This window comes from Streptomyces sp. S3(2020) (genome assembly GCF_013044505.1).
Taxonomy (GTDB): Bacteria; Actinomycetota; Actinomycetes; order Streptomycetales; family Streptomycetaceae; genus Streptomyces.
Map to the genome: position 1 here is coordinate 1 of NZ_JABERD010000109.1, position 22,865 is coordinate 22,865.

Annotated in this window: 16 protein-coding genes and 1 pseudogene; 3 read left to right on the forward strand and 14 right to left on the reverse strand. The window is 69.8% G+C overall.

Annotated features, from left to right (window positions below; all coding sequences use genetic code 11):
• From HLK59_RS29420 to HLK59_RS29430, 3 genes and pseudogenes are all read right to left on the reverse strand, one after another.
• Positions 1-158 (reverse strand): annotated as a pseudogene (locus tag HLK59_RS29420) (serine hydroxymethyltransferase); the annotation flags it as partial.
• 99 nt (positions 159-257) lie between these two features.
• Positions 258-1,439 (reverse strand): FAD-dependent oxidoreductase, encoded by a 1,182-nt coding sequence (locus tag HLK59_RS29425; protein WP_171144573.1) that lies wholly within the window; start codon positions 1,437-1,439, stop codon positions 258-260.
• A 97-nt stretch (positions 1,440-1,536) separates the two neighbouring features.
• Positions 1,537-2,658: an aromatic ring-hydroxylating dioxygenase subunit alpha gene (locus HLK59_RS29430; protein ID WP_171144574.1), complete on the reverse strand. Its 1,122-nt coding sequence runs from the start codon at positions 2,656-2,658 to the stop codon at positions 1,537-1,539.
• 271 nt (positions 2,659-2,929) lie between these two features.
• On the opposite strand from HLK59_RS29430, the gene purU (HLK59_RS29435) reads away from it, so the two are divergent.
• The gene (purU, locus tag HLK59_RS29435) at positions 2,930-3,802 is read left to right on the forward strand and encodes a formyltetrahydrofolate deformylase (RefSeq protein WP_171144575.1); all 873 of its coding nucleotides are present in this window, start codon (positions 2,930-2,932) and stop codon (positions 3,800-3,802) included.
• Positions 3,803-3,924: 122 nt separating this feature from the next.
• Complete coding sequence (locus HLK59_RS29440) at positions 3,925-4,722, forward strand: IclR family transcriptional regulator (RefSeq protein ID WP_171144576.1); 798 nt, start codon at positions 3,925-3,927, stop codon at positions 4,720-4,722.
• Positions 4,723-4,831: 109 nt separating this feature from the next.
• On the opposite strand, the gene HLK59_RS29445 is transcribed toward HLK59_RS29440, so the two are convergent.
• The 9 genes from HLK59_RS29445 to HLK59_RS29485 all read right to left on the reverse strand — a co-directional run bounded on the left by HLK59_RS29445 (position 4,832) and on the right by HLK59_RS29485 (position 19,018).
• Positions 4,832-5,434: a sarcosine oxidase subunit gamma family protein gene (locus HLK59_RS29445; protein ID WP_171144577.1), complete on the reverse strand. Its 603-nt coding sequence runs from the start codon at positions 5,432-5,434 to the stop codon at positions 4,832-4,834.
• Positions 5,427-8,660 (reverse strand): sarcosine oxidase subunit alpha family protein, encoded by a 3,234-nt coding sequence (locus HLK59_RS29450; RefSeq protein ID WP_171144578.1) that lies wholly within the window; start codon positions 8,658-8,660, stop codon positions 5,427-5,429. The genes HLK59_RS29445 and HLK59_RS29450 overlap by 8 nt, the downstream gene beginning before the upstream one ends.
• A gap of 26 nt (positions 8,661-8,686) precedes the next feature.
• Complete coding sequence (locus HLK59_RS29455; RefSeq protein WP_171144579.1) at positions 8,687-9,919, reverse strand: sarcosine oxidase subunit beta family protein; 1,233 nt, start codon at positions 9,917-9,919, stop codon at positions 8,687-8,689.
• A gap of 31 nt (positions 9,920-9,950) precedes the next feature.
• On the reverse strand, positions 9,951-10,811 hold the full coding sequence (locus HLK59_RS29460; RefSeq protein ID WP_171144580.1) for a bifunctional methylenetetrahydrofolate dehydrogenase/methenyltetrahydrofolate cyclohydrolase: 861 nt from the start codon (positions 10,809-10,811) through the stop codon (positions 9,951-9,953).
• 36 nt (positions 10,812-10,847) lie between these two features.
• The gene (locus tag HLK59_RS29465) at positions 10,848-13,286 is read right to left on the reverse strand and encodes an FAD-dependent oxidoreductase (protein WP_171144581.1); all 2,439 of its coding nucleotides are present in this window, start codon (positions 13,284-13,286) and stop codon (positions 10,848-10,850) included.
• Positions 13,287-13,466: 180 nt separating this feature from the next.
• Positions 13,467-14,426, reverse strand: a complete 960-nt coding sequence (locus tag HLK59_RS29470; protein ID WP_171144582.1) for an ABC transporter substrate-binding protein — start codon at positions 14,424-14,426, stop codon at positions 13,467-13,469.
• Between the two features lie 13 nt (positions 14,427-14,439).
• Complete coding sequence (locus HLK59_RS29475) at positions 14,440-16,449, reverse strand: ABC transporter permease subunit (protein ID WP_171144583.1); 2,010 nt, start codon at positions 16,447-16,449, stop codon at positions 14,440-14,442.
• Positions 16,446-17,528: a glycine betaine/L-proline ABC transporter ATP-binding protein gene (locus tag HLK59_RS29480; protein WP_171144584.1), complete on the reverse strand. Its 1,083-nt coding sequence runs from the start codon at positions 17,526-17,528 to the stop codon at positions 16,446-16,448. The genes HLK59_RS29475 and HLK59_RS29480 overlap by 4 nt, the downstream gene beginning before the upstream one ends.
• A 20-nt stretch (positions 17,529-17,548) precedes the next feature.
• Positions 17,549-19,018 (reverse strand): aldehyde dehydrogenase family protein, encoded by a 1,470-nt coding sequence (locus tag HLK59_RS29485; RefSeq protein ID WP_171144585.1) that lies wholly within the window; start codon positions 19,016-19,018, stop codon positions 17,549-17,551.
• A 217-nt stretch (positions 19,019-19,235) separates the two neighbouring features.
• On the opposite strand from HLK59_RS29485, the gene purU (HLK59_RS29490) reads away from it, so the two are divergent.
• A complete protein-coding gene (gene purU / locus HLK59_RS29490; RefSeq protein WP_171144586.1) occupies positions 19,236-20,117 on the forward strand; it encodes a formyltetrahydrofolate deformylase in 882 nt (293 codons plus the stop codon).
• 86 nt (positions 20,118-20,203) lie between these two features.
• Here purU (HLK59_RS29490) and HLK59_RS29495 read toward each other — a convergent pair whose 3' ends face one another.
• Both HLK59_RS29495 and betA read right to left on the reverse strand, forming a co-directional pair.
• Positions 20,204-21,040 (reverse strand): 5,10-methylenetetrahydrofolate reductase, encoded by an 837-nt coding sequence (locus HLK59_RS29495; RefSeq protein WP_171144587.1) that lies wholly within the window; start codon positions 21,038-21,040, stop codon positions 20,204-20,206.
• Positions 21,041-21,043: 3 nt separating this feature from the next.
• Positions 21,044-22,720 (reverse strand): choline dehydrogenase, encoded by a 1,677-nt coding sequence (gene betA / locus HLK59_RS29500; RefSeq protein ID WP_171144588.1) that lies wholly within the window; start codon positions 22,718-22,720, stop codon positions 21,044-21,046.
• Positions 22,721-22,865 lie beyond the last annotated feature (145 nt).

Below are 22,865 nucleotides of genomic sequence, written 5' to 3' on the forward strand. Positions count from 1 at the left end.
TTGGTCAGGACCGAGCCCTGGGCCTCCATGACCGCGAGCGGCGCGAAGTTCTCCGAGGCGATCATTTCCAGGGTGGACTGCTGACGGTTCAGCTCGGCGTCGACCGCGGCGGCGATCTCCGGGTCCACCTCGTGCAGGGGCTGGTTCAACAGGGTCATCGACAGTCTCCGTGGGTGTGGGCGCGGTGGGCGGCACAGGCGTCGGCGGACAGGGCGTCGGCGACGTCGCTCAGGGCAGCGGGAGTTGGGACGGCGACGTCATGACAGCGCGGCCGCGGCGGCGGGGACGAGGGTGCGGCGGAGCCGGTTGAAGAACTTGGGCTGGTTGAGGGAGAGCACCGCGACGGGGGTGCCCTCGCGCCGGTAGACGGCGGTGAAGGAGCGGCTGTCGACGTCGCCTTCGACGATCTGGGGCTCGGCGCCGGGGGCGACGTGTCCGGCGAGCTGGATGCGCACCTGGTACTGGTCGGACCAGAAGTACGGCGCGGTGAGCGGCGCCGGGGCCGACTCCCCGCGGAGCAGTGTCCGGGCGGCGGTCCTCGCCTGCTCGGTGGCGTTGGTCCAGTGCTCGATCCGGGCGTGCCGCCCGGTGAACGGGCTGGGGCAGCGGGCGACATCGCCGACGGCGACCACGCCCGGGACACCGGTCGCACAGCCTGCGTCGCACACCACGCCGTCGTCCACCCGCACACCAGATCCGGCGAGCCAGTCGGTGGTGGGCCTGACTCCTACGCCGACCACGACGACGTCCGCGGGCAGCACCCGCCCGTCCGCCAGCCGTACGCCGGTCACCCGGCCCTCGCCGACGAGTCCCGCCACTCCGGTACCCCTCAGCAGACGGACCCCGTGATCGGTGTGGAGCGAGGAGCACACCAGCCCCATCTCGCGCCCCAGTTGGCGTTCCAGCGGTACGTCGAGCGCCTCCACGACGGTGACGTCGAGGCCGAGTCCGCGGGCGGTGGAGGCCACCTCGGCGCCGATGAAGCCGGCGCCGATGACGACGAGCCGGGGCCGGCCGTCCAGCAGTTCGGCGCGCAGGGCCTGGGCGTCGTCCAGGGTGCGCAGGGTGTGGACACCGGCCAGTCCGTCCGTACCGGGGAGCGTCCGGGCGCTGGCGCCGGTCGCGACGACGACCCCGCCGGTGCGTACGTGCCGTCCCCCAGCCAGGGTGACGGTCCTGGCGACAGGGTCCAGCCGCACCGCGCGCTCACCGAGGAGCCACTGCACGTCCAGTGCCTCGTATTCGTCCGCGTCACCTAGTGCGAGCGCGTCGACGTCGAGGTCCCCCTTGAGGAAGTCCTTCGACAGCGGCGGGCGGTCGTAGGGCGTGTGGCGCTCCTCCCCCACGACGACGATCTCGCCGTCGTACCCCTCCGCGCGCAGCGCACGGACCGTGCTCAGGCCTGCCAGCGACGCTCCGACGACGGTGATGCTCCTCATGCGGGCTCCAGACGGGGAGTTGCCCCATACGGGTTGTCTCATATAGCACAACGACGCTCGTGATATGCAACATGGTTTCCGTGCGGCACGGGGGTTGTCAAGGGAGGAGGCGCTCCTGGACCCAGGCGTGGAACTCGCCGATGTGGTGCTCACTGGGGACCAGGACGCCGCCCTTGGCGTAGACCCGTGAGCTCATGCCCGGCTGGGTGCGTTCGCAGGCGTCGAAGTCCTGCTGGTTCACCCGGTGGAACAGTTCCACCGAGCGCGCCACATCCTTGCCGCTCTCGACGACGTGCGGGAGGTAGAGCCAGTCGCACTCGACGATCGTGCGGTCGTGCGCCATCGGGTACATCCGGTGGAAGATCACATGGTCGGGGACGAGGTTGATGAACACCTGGGGCTTGACGGTGATCGCGTAGTAGCGCCGGTCCTGGTCGTCCGCGACGCCGGGGATGCGGTCGAGGCCCTCGGAGCCGTCGACGGTGAAGCCCTGGACGTCCTCGCCGAACTCGGCGCCGTGGCCCACGTAGTACTGCGCCGCGTAGCCGTCCGCGAACTCCGGGAGCACCTCGGTGAGTTCGGGGTGGATGGTCGCGCAGTGGTAGCACTCCATGAAGTTCTCGATGACGAGCTTCCAGTTGGCCTTCACGTCGTAGGTGATACGGCGGCCCAGCTGGAGGTTGTCGATGTCGTAGCGGTCGATCGACTCCACGTCGCCCAGCCGCTCGACGACCGCGCCCATGATGTCCTCCTCGAAGGACGGCGGGGTGTCGGCCAGGCACACCCACACATAGCCGAGCCATTCGCGCACGGCCACGCTCACCAGGCCGTACTCGGTCCGATCGACGTCCGGCATCGAGGTCAGGTTCGGTGCGGCGACCAGCTTCCCGTCGAGCCCGTAGGTCCAGGCGTGGTAGGGACATTGAAAGGCCCGCCTGACCTCGCCGGACTCCTCCGTGCACAGCTTGGCGCCGCGGTGCCGGCAGACGTTCAGGAAGGCCTTGACCGAACCGTCCCGGGAGCGGGTGACCAGCACGCTCTCCCGTCCGACCTGACAGGTGCGGAAACTCCCGGGCTTGGCCAGCTCCGGGGCTCGGGCCGCACAGAACCACATGGACTCGAAGATCCGCTCCTGTTCCAGGGCGAAGATCCCGGGGTCCGTGTAGTGCTCCCCCGGCAGGGTGGCGATCAGGCTCGGGGGCAGGCTGGCGGTGGTCATCGATTCACCTCGGGACAGGTCGGACGCGCACGCGTCGGGGGGCGAAGAGAGGGAAGGCCGAGTCGCCATCCGAGTTGCATATAACGCAACTGCATTCACTATGAGAAACGAACGCCCAAACTGTCCCGCCACCGGCATCCACTGTCAAGAGGGCGACGGAACGGACACCCCCTCCGCGCATCACCCCTTGACCGGCACGGCACCTACGTTGGAGCATGTTGCGTATAGCTCTTCTTGTTGCGTAATACGCAGCGACATAACGGAGGATGGCATGTCCCCTCGACCGCAGCCCGGCCGCGAGTTCGTCCTCACCCTGTCCTGCCCCGACCAGGCCGGACTCGTCCATGCCGTGACCACGTTTCTCGTGAGTCACTCCGGCAACATCCTGGAGAGTCAGCAGTTCGACGACCGGCTACAGAACCGCTTCTTCATGCGGGTGCACTTCGATGTCTCGGATCCCGCGGTCGCGCTGGAGGAGCTGCGCACGGGGTTCGGTCCGGTCGGCCAGGCGTACGGGATCAGCTGGCGGCTTCAGGACGCCTCCACACCGACGCGCACCCTGATCATGGTGTCGAAGTTCGGCCACTGCCTCAACGACCTGCTGTTCCGCAGGTCCACGGGCGCGCTCAACATAGAGATCCCCGCGATCGTCTCCAACCACCGTGAGTTCGAGCCGCTGGCGCGGACCTACGGCATCCCCTTCCACCACATCCCGGTGACCAAGGAGACCAAGGCGCAGGCCGAGGCGCGGCTGCTGAGTCTCGTCGCCGAACTGGACGTCGACCTCGTGGTCCTCGCCCGCTACATGCAGATCCTCTCCGACGACCTGTGCAAGCAGCTCGACGGACGGGCCATCAACATCCACCACTCGTTCCTGCCGAGCTTCAAGGGGGCACGCCCCTACGTCCAGGCGCACCAGCGCGGTGTGAAGCTCGTCGGGGCGACGGCGCACTACGTCACCTCCGACCTCGACGAGGGCCCGATCATCGAGCAGGACGTCGTCCGCGTGGACCACTCGCGCACCCCCGACGAACTGGTCGCCATCGGCCGCGACGTCGAGGCCCAGGCGCTCTCCCGCGCGGTGAAGTGGCACAGCGAGAACCGTGTGCTGATCAACGGCCACTGCACGGTCGTCCTGCGCTGACGGCGACGCGGAGCGCAGTGGCTCCGCGGGGCCCAACGGCTCGCTGACCGGCCGACATCGGGGGCACCGTCGAATTCCCCGACACCGGTCCGACAGAGGGAACCCATGATTATAGTTGCGTCATGAGCAACCACACGGCAGACAGCGAGACAGCTGGGCCCTCGGTGAACGGGGTGCAGTCCGTCGACCGTGCCGTCAGCGTCCTGGAGATCCTCGCCCAGCGCGGCGAGGCGGGCGTCAGCGAGGTCGCCGCGGAGATCGACGTCCACAAGTCGACCGCCTTCCGTCTGCTCGGGGCGTTGGAGTCGCGCGGTCTGGTCGAGCAGACGGCCGAGCGGGGCAAGTACCGCCTCGGCTTCGGCATCGTGCGGCTCGCCGGTGCCGTCACCGGCCGTCTCGACATCACCCAGCAGGGCCGGCAGGTCTGCGAGCGGCTCAGCGAAGAGGTCGGGGAGACCGTCAACATCGCGGTCCTGCAAGAGCATTACGCGGTCAACCTGTACCAGGTACGCGGTCCTGGCGCCGTCGGCACCCACAACTGGGTCGGGCAGCTCACCCCGGTGCACGCCACGTCGAGCGGCAAGATCCTGCTGGCCCACCTGCCGGCGAAGGAGCGCGCCGACGTGCTCGCGGCGTCCGGGCTACGGAAGCTGACTCCGCGCACCCTGACCGCCGAGGCGACGCTGGAGAAGGACCTCGCGGAGGCACGGGAGCGCGGCTACGCGGTGACCCTGGAGGAACTCGAGATCGGACTGCACGCCGTGGCGGCCCCGATCCGGGCCCGCGACGGCGAGGTCGTCGCCGCCCTCAGCGCCTCCGGCCCCGCGTACCGCTTCACCGAGGAGCGCATCCACGAGCTCGTCCCCGCACTCCTCCGGGGCGCCCACGAGATCAGCCACCGCATGGGCTACCTGGGCTGAGCCCCACCCGGCCCCGGCGTCCCGCTGCCGTGCCGGGCGGGAGGGCTGTCCGCCCGCATTCGCGATGTCCGCTCCCGTGTCCGGGGCCGAGGACAGCCCGTCGTGCGGCTCAGACGTACTCCGTCGCCGCGTCGAGCAGCCAGTCGGTCAGGTAGCCGGCGAAGGACGAACGGACCAGGACCCAGAATCCGGCCCTGGAGTCGGCACGGGCGACCACGATGACCTGGGTGCGGCCCAGGGTGGTCTGGGCGCAGCGTCCGGAGCCGAAGCTCCGCGGATGCAGGTCCAGTGCGCACCCGTGCGCCAGCAGGTCGTGCGCGCGGGGGCCCGCCACGAGCAGCGTGGTCCGCTGCGCGGAGACGTCGGTGACGGAGACGGGTTCGTCCTCCGCGGCCGTGCGGATCCGGCTCTCCAGCTCCTGTGCGCTCCCGGGCGGGCCCACCAGCAGCCATTCGTCGGGGCCGAGCCACAGCACGGTCAACTCCCCCGCGCGGACCACGGTGTTCGGCTGGAGGGGCAGTTGCAGGTCCAGTGCGAGCCCGACGGCTTCCGCCGCGGTCCCCTTGGCGTCGAGGCGCACATTGAGCTGGGCCAGGAAGGGGAGTTCGGCCAGCCGGACCGCGCCCCCGGAGGTGCGGGTGGCGGCGGCCAGTCGGGGCGCGACCTGTGACAGGGGGCTGCGGGGCGGGGCGGTCAGTGCGGTGTCAGCCATCGCGGCGGGCTCCCTCGGGGTCGTAGAGGACGGGGCTTGCGACGGTCACCGGGACCAGCCGGTCGCCCACGGGGGCGTAGAGCCGCTCACCGATGCGGTCCCGGCCGCCCTTGATCAGGGCGAGCGCGAAGGTCCGGCCCAGTGCCGCGCTGCGGTAGCTGGAGGTGACGTGGCCGAGCATCGGGACGGGCGGCGCCGGAAGGACGCTGTCGGCGACCAGTTGGGTGCCTTCGGGGAGGAAGGCGGCCGGGTCCTCGGGGAGGAGGCCGACCAGGTGCTTGCGGTCGGCGCGGACGGTGTCGGCGCGGGCGAAGGAGCGCTTTCCGATGAAGTCGGGCTTCTTCTTCGACACCGCCCAACTCATGCCCAGGTCCTGGGGCGTCACGGTGCCGTCGGTGTCCTGGCCGATGATCGGGTAGCCCTTCTCGGCCCGCAGGACGTGCATGGTCTCGGTGCCGTACGGGGTGATGCCGTACGGGGCACCGGCCTCGTACAGCGCCTCCCACAGGGCGAGTGCTTCCCAGGGCAACACGTTGATCTCGTAGGCCAGTTCACCGGAGAAGCTGATCCGGCAGACCCGCGCCTCGATGCCCGCGACCGTCGTCTCGCGCCACGCCATGAACGGGAAGTCGTCGTTGGCGACGGCCAGTTGGGGTGCGAGCGAGCCGAGGACGTCGCGGGAGCGGGGGCCGACCAGGGCGACGGTGGCCCACTGTTCGGTCACCGACGTGCAGTGGACCTTCAGTTCGGGCCACTCGGTCTGGAGCCACTCCTCCATCCAGTCCAGGACGGCGGCCGCGTTGCCGGTCGTGGTGGTGACCAGGAAGCGGTCCTGGGCGAGGCGGATGACGGTGCCGTCGTCGAAGACCATTCCGTCCGGGCGGCACATCACGCCGTAGCGGATCATGCCGACCTTCAGGGTGCTCATCATGTTGGTGTAGAGCAGGTCGAGGAAGACACCGGCGTCCGGGCCCTGGACATCGATCTTGCCGAGGGTGGAGGCGTCCATGAAACCGACGCTCTCGCGGGTGGCGGCGCACTCGCGCAGCACCGCGGTCTCCAGGTCCTCGCCGTCGCGCGGGTAGTACCAGGGGCGCTTCCACTGGCCGACGTTCTCGAACAGGGCGCCGTGGTCGATGTGCCATTCGTGGATCGCGGTCGTGCGGACCGGGTCGCTCAGGACGCCCCGGTCGCGGCCGGCGAGCGCCGCGAAGGAGACCGGTGTGTACGGCGGGCGGAACGTGGTCGTGCCGAGTGCCGAGATGTCCACGCCCAGGAGTTCGGCGACCACGCCGCTGGCCAGCACGCCGGAGGTCTTGCCCTGGTCGTTGGCGGTGCCCGCGGTGGTGTAGCGCTTGGTGTGCTCCACCGAGCGCATGCCGGCGCCGGCCGCCCGGGCCAGGTCGTCGACGGTGACGTCGCGCTGGAGGTCCACGAAGCGGTGGGGGCCGGAGGTGCCGGGGACGACGTACACGTGCATCGGGGGCGTCGGTCGCGGCTGTGCGGCCACGGCCGGGAGGCGGGGTGTCCGCGGGGTGTAGCCCTCGGACTCGATCGCGCGGGCACCGGCGGCGACGCCGTGGGCGAGGGCCCCGGCCGTGTCCAGGACACCGTTCGCGCTGCCCACGACCTCGACGGCCTGCCGGCAGGTGTCGGGCACGAAGGAGCCGAGCGTCTCGTCGTGGCGGAGCTTGCCGCCTGCCTGGCTGAACAGGTGCGCGGCCGGGTTCCAGCCGCCGGAGACCAGCAGCAGGTCGGCGGCGAACTCCCGCTGACCCGAGGAGTCTCCGTACGGGGCGACGGTCACGGCGGTCAGGCGGGGATCGCCCTGCGTGCCGGTGGCCGCGTGGCCGGTCAGCACCTCGATTCCGGCTTGGCGGGCGCGCTGTGCCCACTCCCCCGGTTCGGGACGGGTGTCGACGATGGCCGCGATGTCCACGCCCGCCGTCCTCAGGTCCAGCGCGGCCGGATAGGCGCTGTCGTTGGTGGTGAGGACGACCGCACGGCGGCCGGGGAGGGCGCCGTGGCGGTTGACGTGGGTGCGGGCCGAGGAGGCCAGCATCACTCCGGGGCGGTCGTTGTCCGCGAAGGCCAGGGAGCGTTCGTGGGCGCCGGTGGCGAGGACGACCCGGCGGGCGCGGATACGCCAGACGCGTTCGCGGGAGACGTCGTCGGGGGCTGCCGCGCCGAGGTGGTTGGTGCGGCGCTCGACGGCGAGCAGGTGGTTGTCGTCGTAGTAGCCGAAGACGGTCGTACGGCGCAGGACGCGGACCTCGGGTTCGGCGTCGAGGAGGTCGGCGACCTCCGCGACCCAGTCGAGGTGTTCGCCGGTGCCCAGGAGGCTGCCGCCGGGCTCCGGCTGGTCGTCGGCGAGGATGACGCGGGCGCCGCTCCTCGCCGCCGCCGCGGCTGCCGCGAGGCCGGCCGGGCCGGCGCCGACGACCAAGAGGTCGCAGTGGGCGTGTACGGCGTCGTAGCGGGCGGGGTCCGGGTCCGTGGCGAGGCGGCCCTGGCCGGGGAGGCTGGTCGCGACCAGGCCGTCGTAGAGCTCGACGGTGGTGGCGGGGAGCATCGGTTCGGAGAACGGGGCCTCGATCTGGATGACCGCGTTGGGTTCTTCGACGCCTGCCGAGAAGATGCCCCGGGGGCGGCCTAGCTTGATGCTGGTGCCGGCCTGGACGACGCCGTTGGCGAGGAGGGCGGAGGCGAGGGTGTCGCCCTTGTAGCCCTGGTATTCGGTGCCGTCGAAGGTGAAGGTGAGGGGGGTGTCGCGGTGGATTCGGCCGCGGGTGGGATGGCGGAACGGATTGGTCTCGCCCCCGCCGCCCCTACCCGTCCCATCCTGAAGGGGCTCCGCCCCTTCGACCCCGTTCGGCCCTGAAGGGGCCTCGTCCTCAAACTCCCCCAGAGGGGGGACCCCCAGACGGGCTGAGTGCACCGGCCGGGGCTCAACGGGCGCCGGACGCTCCTCTCCCGTCCTGTACACCGTCAGGATCTCGTTCGTCGACGTGTCCCGTACCGCGTTGAACCATTTGCGGCAGCCCGCCGCATGGCTCCAGCGTTCCGCGAAGGGGCCCTTGGTGTTGTCGCGGAAGAACAGGTAGCGGGCCCACTCCTCGTCGGTGAGGGTCGACGGGGTCTCGGGGTAGGGGACGTGGGCCTGGCCGCCGTAGTGGAATTCGGCCTCGTCGCGGGGCCCGCACCAGGGGCAGGGGATGAGCAGCATGGATCGGCTCCCAGTATCCAGTGGTCCTAGTGGGCCACCGCGGCCGCGCCGTGCTCGTCGACGAGCGCGCCGGTGGTGAAACGGTCGAGCGAGAAGGGGGCGTTGAGGGGGTGTGGGGTGTCGTGGGCGATCGTGTGGGCGTAGACCCAGCCCACGCCGGGCGTCGCCTTGAAACCTCCCGTGCCCCAGCCGCAGTTGAGGTAGAGGTTGTCCACCGGGCTGAGGCCGATGATCGGTGAGGCGTCGGGGCTGACGTCGACGATGCCGCCCCAGGTGCGGAGCACATGGGCGCGGGCGAAGACCGGGAAGAGCTCCAGGGCCGCCGCCATCTGCTCCTCGATGATGTGGAACGCGCCGCGCTGCGTGTACGAGTTGTACGCGTCGATGCCCGCGCCCATCACCAGCTCGCCCTTGTGGGCCTGGCTGACGTAGACGTGGACCGCGTTGGACATGACCACCGTGGGGTGGACGGGTTCCAGCAGTTCCGACACGAGCGCCTGCAACGGGTGGCTCTGGACGGGGAGTTCGATGCCGGCCATCGCCGCGAGGACGGACGTGTGGCCCGCCGAGCACAGTGCCACCTTGCCCGCGGCTATCGGGCCCAGGTTCGTCCGGACGCCGACGACCCGGCCGCCGACCACGTCCAGGCCCGTGACCTCGCAGTTCTGGATGATGTCGATACCCGCCGCGTCCGCCGAGCGCGCCAGGCCCCACGCCACGTGGTCGTGCTTGGCGATGCCGGCCCTCGGCTGGTACGTGGCGCCCAGGACCGGATAGCGCACGTCCGGCGAGATGTTGACGATCGGGCAGACTTCCTTGACACCGTCCGCGTCGAGCCATTCCGCGTCCACGCCGTTCAGGCGGTTCGCCTCCACTCGGCGCACGCTGTCGCGGACGTCCTGGAGGCTGTGGGCGAGGTTCAGCACACCGCGCTGGGAGAAGAGGATCGGGTAGTCCAGCTCCTCCGCCAGGCCCTCCCACAGCTTGAGCGCGTGCTCGTAGATGCCGGCGCTCTCGTCCCACAGGTAGTTGGAGCGGATGATCGTGGTGTTGCGGGCCATGTTGCCGCCCGCGAGCCAGCCCTTCTCCAGCACAGCGACGTTGGTGATGCCGTGGTTCTTGGCCAGGTAGTGGGCGGTCGCGAGACCGTGGCCACCACCACCGACGACGATCACGTCGTAGGAGCGCTTGGGCTCGGGGTTGCGCCAGAGGAAGTCCGGGTGCTCCGGGAGTTCGGCGCCGGGGGTGCGGGGGCTCATCGGGCGGCTCCGTCGGCGGGAAGGGACAGGTTCATACGGTGCTCGCGTTCCTCTCGGCGGCCTCGACGACGTTGGCCAGCAGCATCGCCCTCGTCATGGGGCCCACCCCGCCGGGCATCGGTGCGACCCATCCGGCGATCTCCCTCGCGTCCGGGTGGATGTCGCCGACCGGGCCGTCGTCGGTGCGGGTGATGCCGACGTCCAGGACCGCGGCGCCGGGGCGCAGCATGTCCTTGGTGATCAGCCCGGGTGAGCCGGCCGCCGCGATGACGATGTCCGCCTCGCGTACGTGCCAGGCCAGGCCCTTGGTGCCGGTGTGGCACAGGGTCACGGTGGCGTTCTCGGAGCGGCGGGTGAGGAGGAGGCCGATCGGGCGGCCGACCGTGATGCCGCGGCCGACCACGCACACCCGGGCTCCGGCGAGCGGGACGTCGTAGCGGCGGAGCAGCTCGACGATGCCCCGCGGGGTGCATGGCAGCGGGGCCTCGACGCCCAGGACGAGCCGGCCGAGGTTGACGGGGTGGAGGCCGTCTGCGTCCTTGGCCGGGTCCATGCGTTCCAGTACGGCGTTGGCGTCCAGGTGCCTCGGCAGCGGGAGTTGGACGATGTAGCCGGTGCAGGCCGGGTCGGCGTTGAGTTCGTCGATGACGTCCTCGACCTGCTGCTGCGTGGCGTCGGCGGGCAGTTCGCGGCGGAAGGAGGCGATGCCCACCTGTGCGCAGTCGCGGTGCTTGCCGGCGACGTAGGCGTGGCTGCCGGGGTCGTCGCCGACGAGGACGGTGCCGAGGCCCGGCGGGCGCCCGCCGTCGGCGGTCAGCTTGGCGACGCGGTCGGCGAGTTCACGGCGGATTGCGGCGGCGGTCGCCTTGCCGTCGAGCAGCTGTGCGGTCACCGGCAGTGCTCCTTCTGTCGAGGCCGACGGGGGGTGTCAGCCACGGAGGCGGGACATGGTGGGGTCGAACAGGGGCTCCTCGGCGACGACGGCCTCGACGCGCTGGTCGAAGTAGCCGATGTGCACGGTGGTGCCCGGGGTGGTGAGTTCGGCGGGGAGCCAGGCGTAGGCGATGCCCTTGCCGATCGTGTAGCCGTAGGAGGCGCTGGTGACGTAGCCGACCGCGCGGTCCCCGTCGTACACCGGCTCCTTGCCCAGGACGACGGCCTGCGGGTCGTCGACGGTGAGGCAGGTCAGCCTGCGCCGCACGTTCTCCTTGCGGCGCTCCAGGGCCTCCTTGCCGATGAAGTCGCCCTTGTCGAGCTTGACGGCGAAGCCGACGCCGGCCTCGTAGGCGTCGTGCTCGTAGGTCATGTCGGTGCCGAAGGAGCGGTAGCCCTTCTCCAGGCGGAGGCTGTTGAAGGCGCCGCGGCCCGCGATGATCCCGCCGAGCGGCTTCGCGGCCTGCCAGAGGGTGTCCCAGAGTTTCTGGCCCTGGTCGGCGGTGGTGTAGAGCTCCCAGCCGAGTTCACCGACGTAGGACAGGCGCATCGCCGTGACCGGGACGGTGCCGATGTAGGCGTGCTTGGCGCGGAAGTACTTCAGGCCGTCGTTGGTGAAGTCCTCGTCGGTCAGGGGCTGGAGGACCTTGCGGGCCAGCGGGCCCCACAGGCCGATGCAGCAGGTGCCGGGGGTGATGTCGCGGACCTGGACGGTGCCGTCGGCGGGGAGCCGGCGGGAGAGCCAGTCGAGGTCGAGGTTGCCGTTGGCGCCGACCTGGAAGAGGTCGCGGGCGAGGCGGGCGACGGTGATGTCGCTGCGGATGCCGCCGTCCTGGTCCAGCACCAGGGTGTAGGTGACCGAGCCGACCGACTTGGCGACCTTGCCGGTGACCAGGCCCTCCAGGAATGCCGCGGCACCGGGGCCGGAGACCTCCAGGCGCTTGAGGGCCGTCATGTCGTACATCGCGACGGTCTCGCGGGTGACCTGGGCCTCGGCGCCGACGATGGGCGACCAGTACTGCGCGGCCCAGTCGTTGGGCGTGGGGATGGAACGGCCTTCCACCAGGCCCGCGTTGGCCTCGTACCACTGGGGGCGCTCCCAGCCGTTCGCCTCCAGGAAGAACGCGCCGTGCTCCTCCTGGCGGGCGTGGAAGGGGCTCTTGCGGATCGGGCGCGGGTCGCCCGAGGGCTGGAGGGGGTGGAGGATGTCGTAGACCTCGACGAAGTTCTGGCAGTCGCGGGCCAGGACGTACTCCGGGGAGAGCTGGTGCGGCTCGAAGCGGTTGACGTCGCACTCGTGCAGGTCGAAGGACGAGCAGTGGCCGTCGACCAGCCATTCGGCCATGGCGCGGCCGACGCCCGCGGAGTGGGTGACCCAGACCGCCTCGGCGACCCAGAAGCCCTTGACGTCCCTGGACTCGCCGAGCAGCGGGAAGTTGTCGGTGGTGAAGGAGAAGAGGCCGTTGATGCCCTCCTCGACCTTGGCGTCCTTCGTGGCGGGGAGCAGGGACTGAGTCTCGGTCCAGGCCGGCTCGAAGTCCTCCTCGGTGAACTTCAGGACGGACGGCATCTCGTCGGCCTCGTCGAAGGAGAGGATCTCGTCGGCCGTGATGGGCATCGGGCGGTGGCCGTAGTAGCCGATGCCGATGCCGTCGAAGCGGTCGCGGTAGTAGAGGTCGGCGTCCTGGTGGCGCAGGATCGGGCGGACCGCTTCCTCGGTCTGGCCGGCGAGTGCCGGTACCGGGCCGGTCCAGGCGAGTTGGTGGGCGAGCGGGGTGAGCGGGAGGTTCATCCCGGCCATGCGGGCGATCTTCGGGCCCCAGATGCCGGCGCAGCAGACCACGATGTCGGCGGCTATCTCGCCCTGGTCGGTGAGGACGCCGGTGACGCGGCCTTCGCTCTGCTGGACGTCGAGCACCTCGTGGCGGGCCAGGAACGTGACACCGCGCTCGGTGGCCCGGCGGATCTGCGCCTCGACGGCGAGGACGGCCTTGGCGAGGCCGTCCGTCGGGACCAGCAGACCGCCGAGGACCCTGTCGCGGTTGACCAGCGGGTGCTGCTCGACGCACTCGTCGGCGCTCAGCAGCCGGCTCTCGACGCCCCAGGCGGTGATCCAGCCGTGCCGGCGCCGCAGTTCCACCAGGCGCTCGGGGGTGGTCGCCACCTCCAGACCGCCGACCTGGAGGAAGCAGGGCTTGCCGTCCACATCGAGGGAGCAGAACTTCTCGACCGTGTAGCGGGCCAGCTCGGTCATGGTCTTGGAGGAGTTCGTCTGGAAGACCAGCCCCGGGGCGTGCGAGGAGGAACCTCCGGTCGCGGGCAGCGGGCCCTGGTCGACCACGGTCACCTCGGTCCAGCCGCGCGCGGAGATCTCGTCCGCGAGGGCCGCCCCCACGACACCCGCTCCGATGATGACCACTCGGGGTCCCGCCATTGCCGCACCTCCGGTTCAGTTGCTCTTTACGCAACGTGATTCAGGTTGCGCAACTCAATGTGCCTGTCGCGCAGGTGGGTGTCAAGAGGCCGGTGACATGCGCGGACGGGCCACGGAAACAGGAATGCCCGGTGGACGGCGCGCGTCCGCGCGCACCGTCCACCGGGCATCCGAAAGGGCCTACTTGATCCAGGCGTCGACCTTGTCGCGGTTGGCGTCGACCCACTTCTTGGCGGCCGCTTCGGGGGTCATCTTGTCCACCGCGATGTACTTGGCGACGACGTTCTGGTCGTCGTTGGTCCAGGTGAAGTTCTTGACGAGGTCATAGGCGGGGCTGCCGGACTTGGCGAACTCGGCACTGACGATCTTGTCCAGCTTGTACACCGGGTAGTCGCAGTTCACCTTCTCCGCGTCGGCGTCGCAGCCCGTCTTGTACTCCGGCAGCTTGACCTTCTTCAGCGGCACCTCGGATATGAACCACTGCGGCTCGTAGAAGTAGCCGATCACCCATTCCTTGTTCTTCTCCGCCTTGCGGAAGGCCTGGATGAGCGCGGTCTCGCTGCCCGCGTACACCACCTTGAAGTCCAGCTTCAGGTTCTTCACCAGGGCCTCGTCGTTGGTGACGAACGACGGGTCGCCGTCGAGGAGCTGGCCCTTGCCGCCGGACTCGGAGGTCTTGAACTTCGCCGCGTACTTGTCGAGGTTGTTCCAGTCGAGGATGTCCGGGTGCGCCTCGGCCAGCCACGGCGGCACGTACCAGCCGATGAGGCCTTCGTTGCCGGTCGGGCCGGCGTCCACGGCGGTCTTCTGGTCGGTGATGTACTTCTTCTTCAGGTCGTCGTGGCCCCAGTTCTCCACGACGGCGTCGACCTCACCGGTCCCGAAGCCCTGCCAGGCGATCTCCTCCTTGAGGTCCTTCGAGTTGACCTTGCAGCCGAGGTCGTTCTCCGCGACGTAGGCGAGAACCGCCGCGTTGGCCTCGTAGCCCACCCACGGGTTGACCGCGAGGTTGAAGGTGCCGCACTTGCCGGACTCGCCCGCGTCCGCGGAGTCGTCGCCGACCTTGGCGCCGCCGCAGGCGGTGAGGGTGAGGCCGAGTATCGCCGCGCCGGCCACGCCGGCCCGCCAGTGTCTTGCCATGGTGTGGTGCTCCTTATGCGGTGGTGCGGCGAGCCGCTGCCTGAGTGATCCGGTCGAACATGACGCCGAGCAGGACGATGGCGAGTCCGGCCGCCAGCCCCTTGCCGTACAACTGCCCCTGGGAGAATCCGGCCACCACGTCGTAGCCGAGCGCACCCGCTCCCACCAGGCCGCCCACCACGACCATCGCCAGCACGTAGATCAGACCCTGGTTGGTGGCGAGGGTCAGCGCGCTGCGGGCCATCGGCAGCTGGACCTTGGTGATGATCTGCCACGTGCTGCACCCTGCGGAGGTGGCCGCCTCCACGGTCGTGGCGGGCACGTTCCGCACCCCGTCCGCGATGATCTTCATCGCGACCGGCGCCGCGTAGACGACGGCCGCGACGATCGCCGTGAAGCGGGTCGCGCCGAACAGCGCGAGGAACGGCACGAGATAGACGAACGGCGGCATGACCTGGGCCGCGTCCAGCGTGGGCCGCAGCAGCCGGTCCACGAGGGCGCTGCGGCCCATCCAGACGCCGAAGCAGATGCCGAGCAGCATCACGAGCACCGTGGCCACGGCGGTCGACGCCAGCGTCGTCATGCTGTCCGACCACACACCGGTGCCGACGAGCAGGCCGACGCAGACCGCCGTGGTGACGCCGGCCCGCCATCCGCCGAGGACGACGCCGAGCGCGATCAGGACCGCGCCGACGAGCCACCACGGGGAGTCGGTGAGCAGCGACTGGAACGGGTTGAGCAGGCCGTTGGTGATGACGTCACGGAAGGCGTTGGTGAGACCCGACAGGTTGTCCTGTGCCCACGTGGTCACGTTGTCCGCCCCGCTGCGGATGGCGCTGCCCGTGCTTCCCTCGCCGGGGAACTCCGCCGCCCACAGATAGGTGTGCGAGAGGTAGACGAGGACCGCCGTGGCCACCGCGCCCGCGCCGAGCAACTGGCGCCGCCAGGCCAGGAGACGGTTCTTCGAGCCTCGGGCCGCCTCCTCGCGTCCGGCCGCCGCGGTCGTCACACGGTCCAGCACGATCGCCAGGACGACGATGGCCAGACCCGCGTTGAAGGCGGTGCCGACGTCGAGCGACTGGAGTGCCTGGAGGACGGTCTTGCCGAGGCCGGGTGCGTCGATCAGGGCGGCGATGGTCACCATGGCCAGGGCCGCCATGATGGTCTGGTTCACGCCCATCACCACGGTCCGCTTGGACATCGGCAGCAGCACCTTCGTCAGGGACTGCCGTCGGGTGGCGCCGAGCGAGTCGGCCGCCTCGACCGTGGTGTGCGGCACGGAGCGGATGGCGTGCGCGGTGATACGGATCGCCGGTGGTGCCGCGTAGATCAGTGTGGCGATGGTGGCGGAGGCCGGGCCGATGAGGAAGAACAGGGTCAGCGGGGCCAGGTAGACGAAGGTCGGCATCGTCTGCATGAAGTCCAGGAACGGCGTCAGGATCCGGTTGAACCGGTCGGACAGCCCCGCCCACACACCCAGCGGAATGGCGAACAGCAGCGCCACGAAGACCGCGGAGACGGTGAGCGCCAGGGTGTCCATGCTCTCCTGCCACAGGCCCTGAAGGCCCAGGAAGGTGAAGCCGGCCACCGCGAGCAGCGCGACCCGCCAGTTGCCGACGGCCCACGAGCCGAAGCCCACGATGCCGACGACGCCGAGCCAGCCGATCTGCGGGACGGGCCGGTCGCCGGACGGCTGGGAGATCAGCTCCTGGACGAAGGTCACCACGGAGTCGATGACCAGGCGGATCTCGTTGAAGAAGTACAGGAAGAGCGGGTTGGAGTTGCGGTTCGCGCCGATCGAGTCGTTGACGTCGTTGAACCACCGGTGCAGATCGGTGAGGTCGGCCGCCGCCAGGGTGAGGGTGTGCTTGCCGCGGAGCAGGGCGAAGAGCAGCAGCCAGACGACGAGGATCGCGCCGATCACCATGGACCGGCTGACCTTGCGCACGCGTTTGACGGGCGCCGGCTCCTCCGCGACCCCGGTCTTCTCCGGGTTCTCCGGTTTCTCCATGACGACGGTCATTGCGCGCCGCCTTCCTGCCCGGCGACCACCGCGAGGATCTCCTCGTCGCCGACGATGCCGAGCAGCTTGCCGTTCTCGACGACCTTGACCGGCTTGTCGGCCGCGAGCACCGCCCGGGTGGCCTCCTTGACCACGACGTCCGGGCCCAGTTCGGGACCGTCCAGTTCGTCGCCGTCCGCCGGCGGGCGCATGATCCACCGCAGGGTGAGGACGTCGCCGCGGGGCACGTCCTTCACGAACTCGCGTACGTAGTCGTCGGCGGGGGCGCCGACGAGTTCGTCGCCGGTGCCGCACTGGACCATCTTGCCGTCGCGCATGATGAGGATGCGGTCGCCGAGCTTGAGTGCCTCAGAGAGGTCGTGGGTGATGAACACCATCGTCTTGCCGACCTCGTGGTGCAGCCGGATGACCTCGTTCTGCATGTCGCGGCGGATCAGCGGGTCGAGCGCGGAGAACGGCTCGTCGAAGAAGAGTACGTCGGGGTCGCCCGCCAACGCCCTTGCCAGGCCCACGCGTTGCTGCATGCCGCCGGAGAGCTGGTCGGGGTAGGAGTTCTCGTAGCCCGCGAGGCCGACGAGCTCGACGACCTCCTGGGCGCGCCTGGTGCGCTCGGCCCGGCTCATGCCCCGGATCTCCAGCCCGAACGCCACGTTGTCGACGACGCGACGATGGGGCAGCAGACCGAAGTGCTGGAAGACCATGGAGAACTTGCGGCGCCGCAGGTCGCGCAGCCGCTTGTCGTCGGCCTTGCGGATGTCCTCGCCCTCGAAGACGACCTCTCCGGCGGTGGGTTCGATCAGCCGGGTGAGACAGCGCACCAGCGTGGACTTGCCGGAGCCCGACAGCCCCATGACGACGAACACCTCACCGGGCGAGACGTCGAAGTGGACGTCGCGTACGGCGGCGGTGCACCCGGTGCGGTCCATGAGCTCACGGCGGCTCAGGCCGCACAGCTCCTCGGAGTCCGGCACCTGGTCCGCCTTCGGCCCGAACACCTTCCACAGCCGGCGCACGGATATGACCGGGGTCGAGTCCTGGGGCGTGCCGCGCCGCTGTGGCACCTCGGTCTGTGTGGTCACGTTCGACCTTCTTTCGGCGTTCAGCCGCTGAACCAGCGCTGCGGCCGGGGTTGGATGTTCTGCCAGATGTGTTTGGGCTCTCGGTACTCGTTCAGGCCGGTCGGTCCCAGCTCCCGGCCCACGCCCGAGTGTCCGAAGCCACCCCATTCCGCTTGCGGCACATAGGGGTGGTAGTCGTTGATCCACACCGTGCCGTGGCGCAGCCGCCGGGCGACCCGCTGGGCCTTGCCGGCGTCCTGTGTCCAGACGGCTCCGGCGAGTCCGTACTCGGTGTCGTTGGCGATGCGTACGGCGTCGTCCTCGTCGGTGAACCGCTCCACGGTGAGCACGGGTCCGAAGGACTCCTCGTGCACCACACGCATGTCCTGCCGGCACTCGTCGAGCACGGTCGGCGGGTAGTAGTGGCCGTCGGCGAGGGCCGGGTCGTCGGGGCGCGCACCGCCGCAGCGCAGTACGGCGCCCTCGGCGAGGCCCGCGGCGACATACGCCTCGACCTTCTCCAGGTGCTGTGCGGAGATCAGCGCGCCGGTCTCCGCGTCGGGGTCGAAGGGCCCGCCGAGGCGGATCAGTCGGGCGCGGCGGACGACCTCGTCGACGAAGCGGTCGTGCAGGGAGTCCTCGACGATCAGCCGGGCGCCGGCCGAGCAGACCTGCCCGGAGTGCAGGAAGACGGCCGTGAGAGCCATGTCCACGGCCGTCTCGAAGTCGGCGTCGGCGAAGACCACGTTGGGGTTCTTGCCGCCGAGTTCGAGGGCCACCTTCTTCACGCCCGCCGCGGCGGTCGCCATGATGCGCTTGCCGGTCTCCAGGCCGCCGGTGAAGGAGACCATGTCGACGTCCGGGTGCTCGGACAGAGGTGCGCCCACCTCGGGGCCGGTACCCAGGACGAGGTTGGCGGCGCCGGCCGGGAGTCCGGCCTCCTCCAGGGCCTTCATCAGCAGGATGGAGGTGGAGGGGGTGAGCTCGCTGGGCTTGAGGACGATCGTGTTGCCGGCGAGCAGGGCCGGGGCGACCTTCCAACTGGCCTGCAGCAGCGGGTAGTTCCAGGGGGTGATCAGTCCGCACACGCCGACCGGCTCGTACACTACCCGGCTGACGGCGTCGTCGCGGCCGGTGTCGATGGTGCGCCCCGCGTCGGTGCCGCCGAGCCCGCCGTAGTAGCGGAAGCAGGAGACGACGTCGGCGATGTCGTACTCGCTCTCCACCAGCCGCTTGCCGCTGTCCAGCGACTCGGCGCGGGCGAACTCCTTGGCGTCGCGCTCGAGGATGTCGGCGGTGCGCAGCAGCAAGGCGCCGCGCTCGCGTTCGGGGGTGCCCGGCCAGGGGCCTTCGTCGAAGGCGTGGCGGGCGGCGGCGATCGCCGCTTCGGTGTCGGGGCGTGTCCCTTCCGAGACGGTCGCCGCGAGGGAGCCGTCAGCGGGACATCGGATCTCCCGGTGCCCGCCGGCCACCGGATCCCGCCATTCGCCAGCCACATACAGGTCTGCCACGCGCCGAGCCTTTCAGCTGAAATTCGTTGCGCATCATGCACCCAATTGCTTGTGGTGGAACACAGTGGCGAATGTCCGGACAGACGTCAAGGGGTTCGCCGATGACGATTCCACCTTGAGACCACTTGCCCTACCACCCTTGACCGCAGGCCGCCCCGAACCGACCATGTTGCGTATCGCTCACCTTGTTGTGCAATACGCACCGACGGAGGCCGACGTGTCCCCTAAGTTCCCTCGCCCCCATCCCGGCCGTGAGTACGTCCTCACCCTCTCCTGTCCCGACAGCGCCGGGCTGGTCCATGCCGTGAGCGGCTTTCTCGTCAGGAACTCCGGAAACATCCTGGAAAGCCAACAGTTCGATGATCGACTTCAGGGCCGATTCTTCATGAGGGTCCACTTCGACGTTTCCGATCCGAACGCCGATCTGGAACATCTGCGTTACCGGTTCGGCCCGGTCGCCCAGGCCTATGGAATCACCTGGACCCTGAGCGACGCGTCGACACCGACCCGGACACTGATCATGGTGTCCAGATTCGGCCACTGCCTGAACGATCTGCTGTTCCGCAAGCGCACCGGCGCCCTCAACATCGAGATCCCCGCGATCGTCTCCAATCACCGGGACTTCGAGGGGCTCGCGGAGACCTACGGCATCCCCTTCCACCACGTCCCGGTCACCCGCGACACCAAGGACCAGGCCGAGGCACGCCTGCTGGAGCTGGTGCGCGACCTGGACATCGACCTGGTCGTGCTGGCCCGGTACATGCAGATCCTCTCCGACGACCTGTGCAAGCAGCTCGAAGGTCGCGCCATCAACATCCACCACTCCTTCCTCCCCAGTTTCAAGGGGGCCAGACCCTACGACCAGGCCTACCAGCGCGGGGTGAAGCTGGTCGGCGCGACGGCGCACTACGTGACCTCGGACCTCGACGAGGGCCAGATCATCGAGCAGGACGTGATCCGGGTGGACCACTCGCTCGACCCCGGCGACCTGGTCACGGTCGGACGCGACGTGGAGGCACAGGTCCTCGCGCACGCGGTGAAGTGGCACAGCGAGAGCCGGGTGATGGTGGACGACAACCGCACGGTGGTCTTCCGCTGAGCAGCGCCGGGTCGGTCTTGGGCTGAGCAGCGCCGACAAGGGAGCGGGGCCGGATTCCGGCCCCGCCCCCTTCGTATACGCATCGCTCAGCCGCCCAGCCGCTCCAGCAGCCCCCGGCGCCACCGCTCCGTCTCGGCGATCTGGTTGAACGTGAACAGGTGCAGACCCGCCACACCCGCCGCGGGCGCCGTGAGGGCCTGCTCGGCACGGGTCAGCAGCCGTTCGGGCGCGTACCCGCCGGGGGCCGCGAACCGCACGAACCACGAGGCGTGCTTCGTCAGGAAGCGCGTCGACTCCCCCACCCCGATCTTGGTCGCCATGGCCAGCAGCTTGGCCCGCTGCACGGGCCCGGCGACGCCCACGTGCACGGGCAGGGTGACGTCCCGGCGCCGCAGCCGGGCGACCCACTCCCCCAGGACCCGCGGATCGAAGCAGAGGTTGCTCACGATGTACGTGGCGTGCTCGCGCTTGTCCCACATCGACTGGATGGTGATGTCGTCGTGGATGAGGGGATGGCTCTCGGGATAGCCGGTGACGCCGACCCGCGTGAACGGGCCGCCCAGCTCGCCCAGCGCGCGCAGCACCGGCAACGCGCCCTCGTAGGCGCCGGCGGGCGGATCGGCGTCCCCCGCCGGGACGAAGACGTCGTCCACCCCGCACTCGCGCAGCCGGTCGGAGACCTCCTTGAGGTGGACCTCGTCGCGCAGCAGCCGCGCGGGCACGTGCGGGACGACGCGGTAGCCGTGCGCCGCGAGCCGCTCGCTCAGGGCGAGCGTCGGTTCCAGGCCCTTGACCGGCGACGCCGTCACGGTGACGACGACGTCGCGCGGCACATGGGCCAGCACCTTGTCCTCGGTCGCCCTGGCGGGCAGCACCTCGTAGCGGACGCTGTCCAGCAGCGCCCGTAGCCCTGTGGCGGCCAACGTCTACCCCGCCTGCTTCTGGGCGTCGCGGTGGCGGTAGAACGCGGCCTTCGAGGGCGCGAGCGGCTCCTTGCCGAGGATCAGGTCGGCGGCCTTCTCGGCGACCATCATCACCGGGGCGTAGATGTTGCCGTTGGTGACGTACGGCATGACGGAGGCGTCGACGACCCTGAGGCCCTCCACGCCGTGCACGCGCATGCTGGTGGGATCGACGACGGCCATCTCGTCGGCGGCGGGGCCCATCTTGCAGGTGCAGGAGGGGTGCAGGGCGGTCTCGCCGTCCTTGGCCACCCAGTCGAGGATCTCCTGGTCGGTCTCGACGGACGGTCCGGGCGAGACCTCGCCGTTGTTGAAGGGGGCCAGCGCGGGCTGGTTGAGGAGCTTGCGCGCCACCCGGATCGCCTCGACCCATTCGCGGCGGTCCTGCTCGGTGGAGAGGTAGTTGAAGCGCAGGGCAGGGTGCTCGCGCGGGTCCTTGCTCTTGATCTTCACCGAGCCGATCGCGTCGGAGTACATGGGCCCGACGTGCACCTGATAGCCGTGTCCGCCCGCGGGCACGGAGCCGTCGTAGCGGACCGCGATGGGCAGGAAGTGGAACATCAGGTTGGGGTAGTCGACGTCCTCGTTGCTGCGGGCGAAGCCGCCGGCCTCGAAGTGGTTGGTGGCGGCCGGGCCCTTGCGGAAGAGCCACTGGAGGCCGATGAAGGGGGCACGCCACTTCGCCAGGTAGGGCTGCATGGAGACGGGCTGCTTGCAGGCGTACTGGATGTACACCTCCAGGTGGTCCTGCATGTTCTCGCCGACGCCCGGGAGGTCGTGCACGACGTCGATGCCGAGGGCGCTGAGCTCCTCGGCGTTGCCGACGCCGGAGAGCTGGAGCAGCTGCGGGGAGTTGATGGCGCCGCCGCACAGGACGACTTCCTTGGCGCGGACCTGCTGGAGGGCGCCCTTGCCGCGCTGGTACTCGACGCCGACGGCCTTCTTGCCCTCGAAGAGGACGCGGGTGACCAGGGCGCGGGTCTTGACGGTGAGGTTGGGGCGCTTGCGCACCGGCTTGAGGTACGCCTTGGAGGCCGACAGACGGCGTCCGCGGTGGACGTTGCGGTCGAACTTGGCGAAGCCTTCCTGGCGGTAGCCGTTGACGTCGTCCGTGGGGGCGTAGCCGGCTTCCTCGGTGGCCTTCTGGAAGGCGGTGAAGAGGGGGTTGGTGGCGGGGCCGCGTTCGAGGACGAGGGGTCCGTCGTGGCCGCGGAACTCGTCGTCCGGGTCGGCGGCGAGACAGTTCTCCATCCGCCGGAAGTACGGCAGACAGTGCGCGTAGTCCCAGGTCTCCATGCCGGGGTCGGCCGCCCAGCGTTCGTAGTCCAGGGGGTTGCCGCGCTGGAAGATCATGCCGTTGATGCTGCTGGAGCCGCCCAGGACCTTGCCGCGGGCGTGGTAGACGCGGCGGCCGCCCATGTGGGGCTCGGGCTCCGACTCGTACTTCCAGTCGTAGAACCGGCTGCCGATGGGATACGTCAGCGCCGCGGGCATCTGGATGAAGACGTCCCACGGGTAGTCGGACCGGCCGGCCTCCAGGACCAGCACCCGGTTCGCCGGGTCCGCGGAGAGCCTGTTCGCCAGTGCGCTGCCGGCCGATCCGCCGCCGACGATGACGAAGTCGTACTGCAGGGGAGCCATGGTGCCTCGTCTCGCTCGCGCCGTAGATATGCGAGGCATGCTAGCGCCGTCGCGTTATACGCACCAGGTTGCGAACGACGCAACTTGGCGGACCTTGTTTCGTTGCCGTTACTTGCAGTCGCGTTGTTTACTACGCGTATAGTTT

Excerpts from the sequence above, each read along its gene's own strand:
- HLK59_RS29425 (WP_171144573.1), bottom strand. The coding sequence starts at position 1,439 with ATGAGGAGCATCACCGTCGTCGGAGCGTCGCTGGCAGGCCTGAGCACG.
- HLK59_RS29430 (WP_171144574.1), bottom strand. The coding sequence starts at position 2,658 with ATGACCACCGCCAGCCTGCCCCCGAGCCTGATCGCCACCCTGCCGGGG.
- purU (WP_171144575.1), top strand. The coding sequence starts at position 2,930 with ATGTCCCCTCGACCGCAGCCCGGCCGCGAGTTCGTCCTCACCCTGTCC.
- HLK59_RS29440 (WP_171144576.1), top strand. The coding sequence starts at position 3,925 with ATGAGCAACCACACGGCAGACAGCGAGACAGCTGGGCCCTCGGTGAAC.
- HLK59_RS29445 (WP_171144577.1), bottom strand. The coding sequence starts at position 5,434 with ATGGCTGACACCGCACTGACCGCCCCGCCCCGCAGCCCCCTGTCACAG.
- HLK59_RS29450 (WP_171144578.1), bottom strand. The coding sequence starts at position 8,660 with ATGCTGCTCATCCCCTGCCCCTGGTGCGGGCCCCGCGACGAGGCCGAA.
- HLK59_RS29455 (WP_171144579.1), bottom strand. The coding sequence starts at position 9,919 with ATGAGCCCCCGCACCCCCGGCGCCGAACTCCCGGAGCACCCGGACTTC.
- HLK59_RS29465 (WP_171144581.1), bottom strand. The coding sequence starts at position 13,286 with ATGGCGGGACCCCGAGTGGTCATCATCGGAGCGGGTGTCGTGGGGGCG.
- HLK59_RS29470 (WP_171144582.1), bottom strand. The coding sequence starts at position 14,426 with ATGGCAAGACACTGGCGGGCCGGCGTGGCCGGCGCGGCGATACTCGGC.
- HLK59_RS29475 (WP_171144583.1), bottom strand. The coding sequence starts at position 16,449 with ATGACCGTCGTCATGGAGAAACCGGAGAACCCGGAGAAGACCGGGGTC.
- betA (WP_171144588.1), bottom strand. The coding sequence starts at position 22,720 with ATGGCTCCCCTGCAGTACGACTTCGTCATCGTCGGCGGCGGATCGGCC.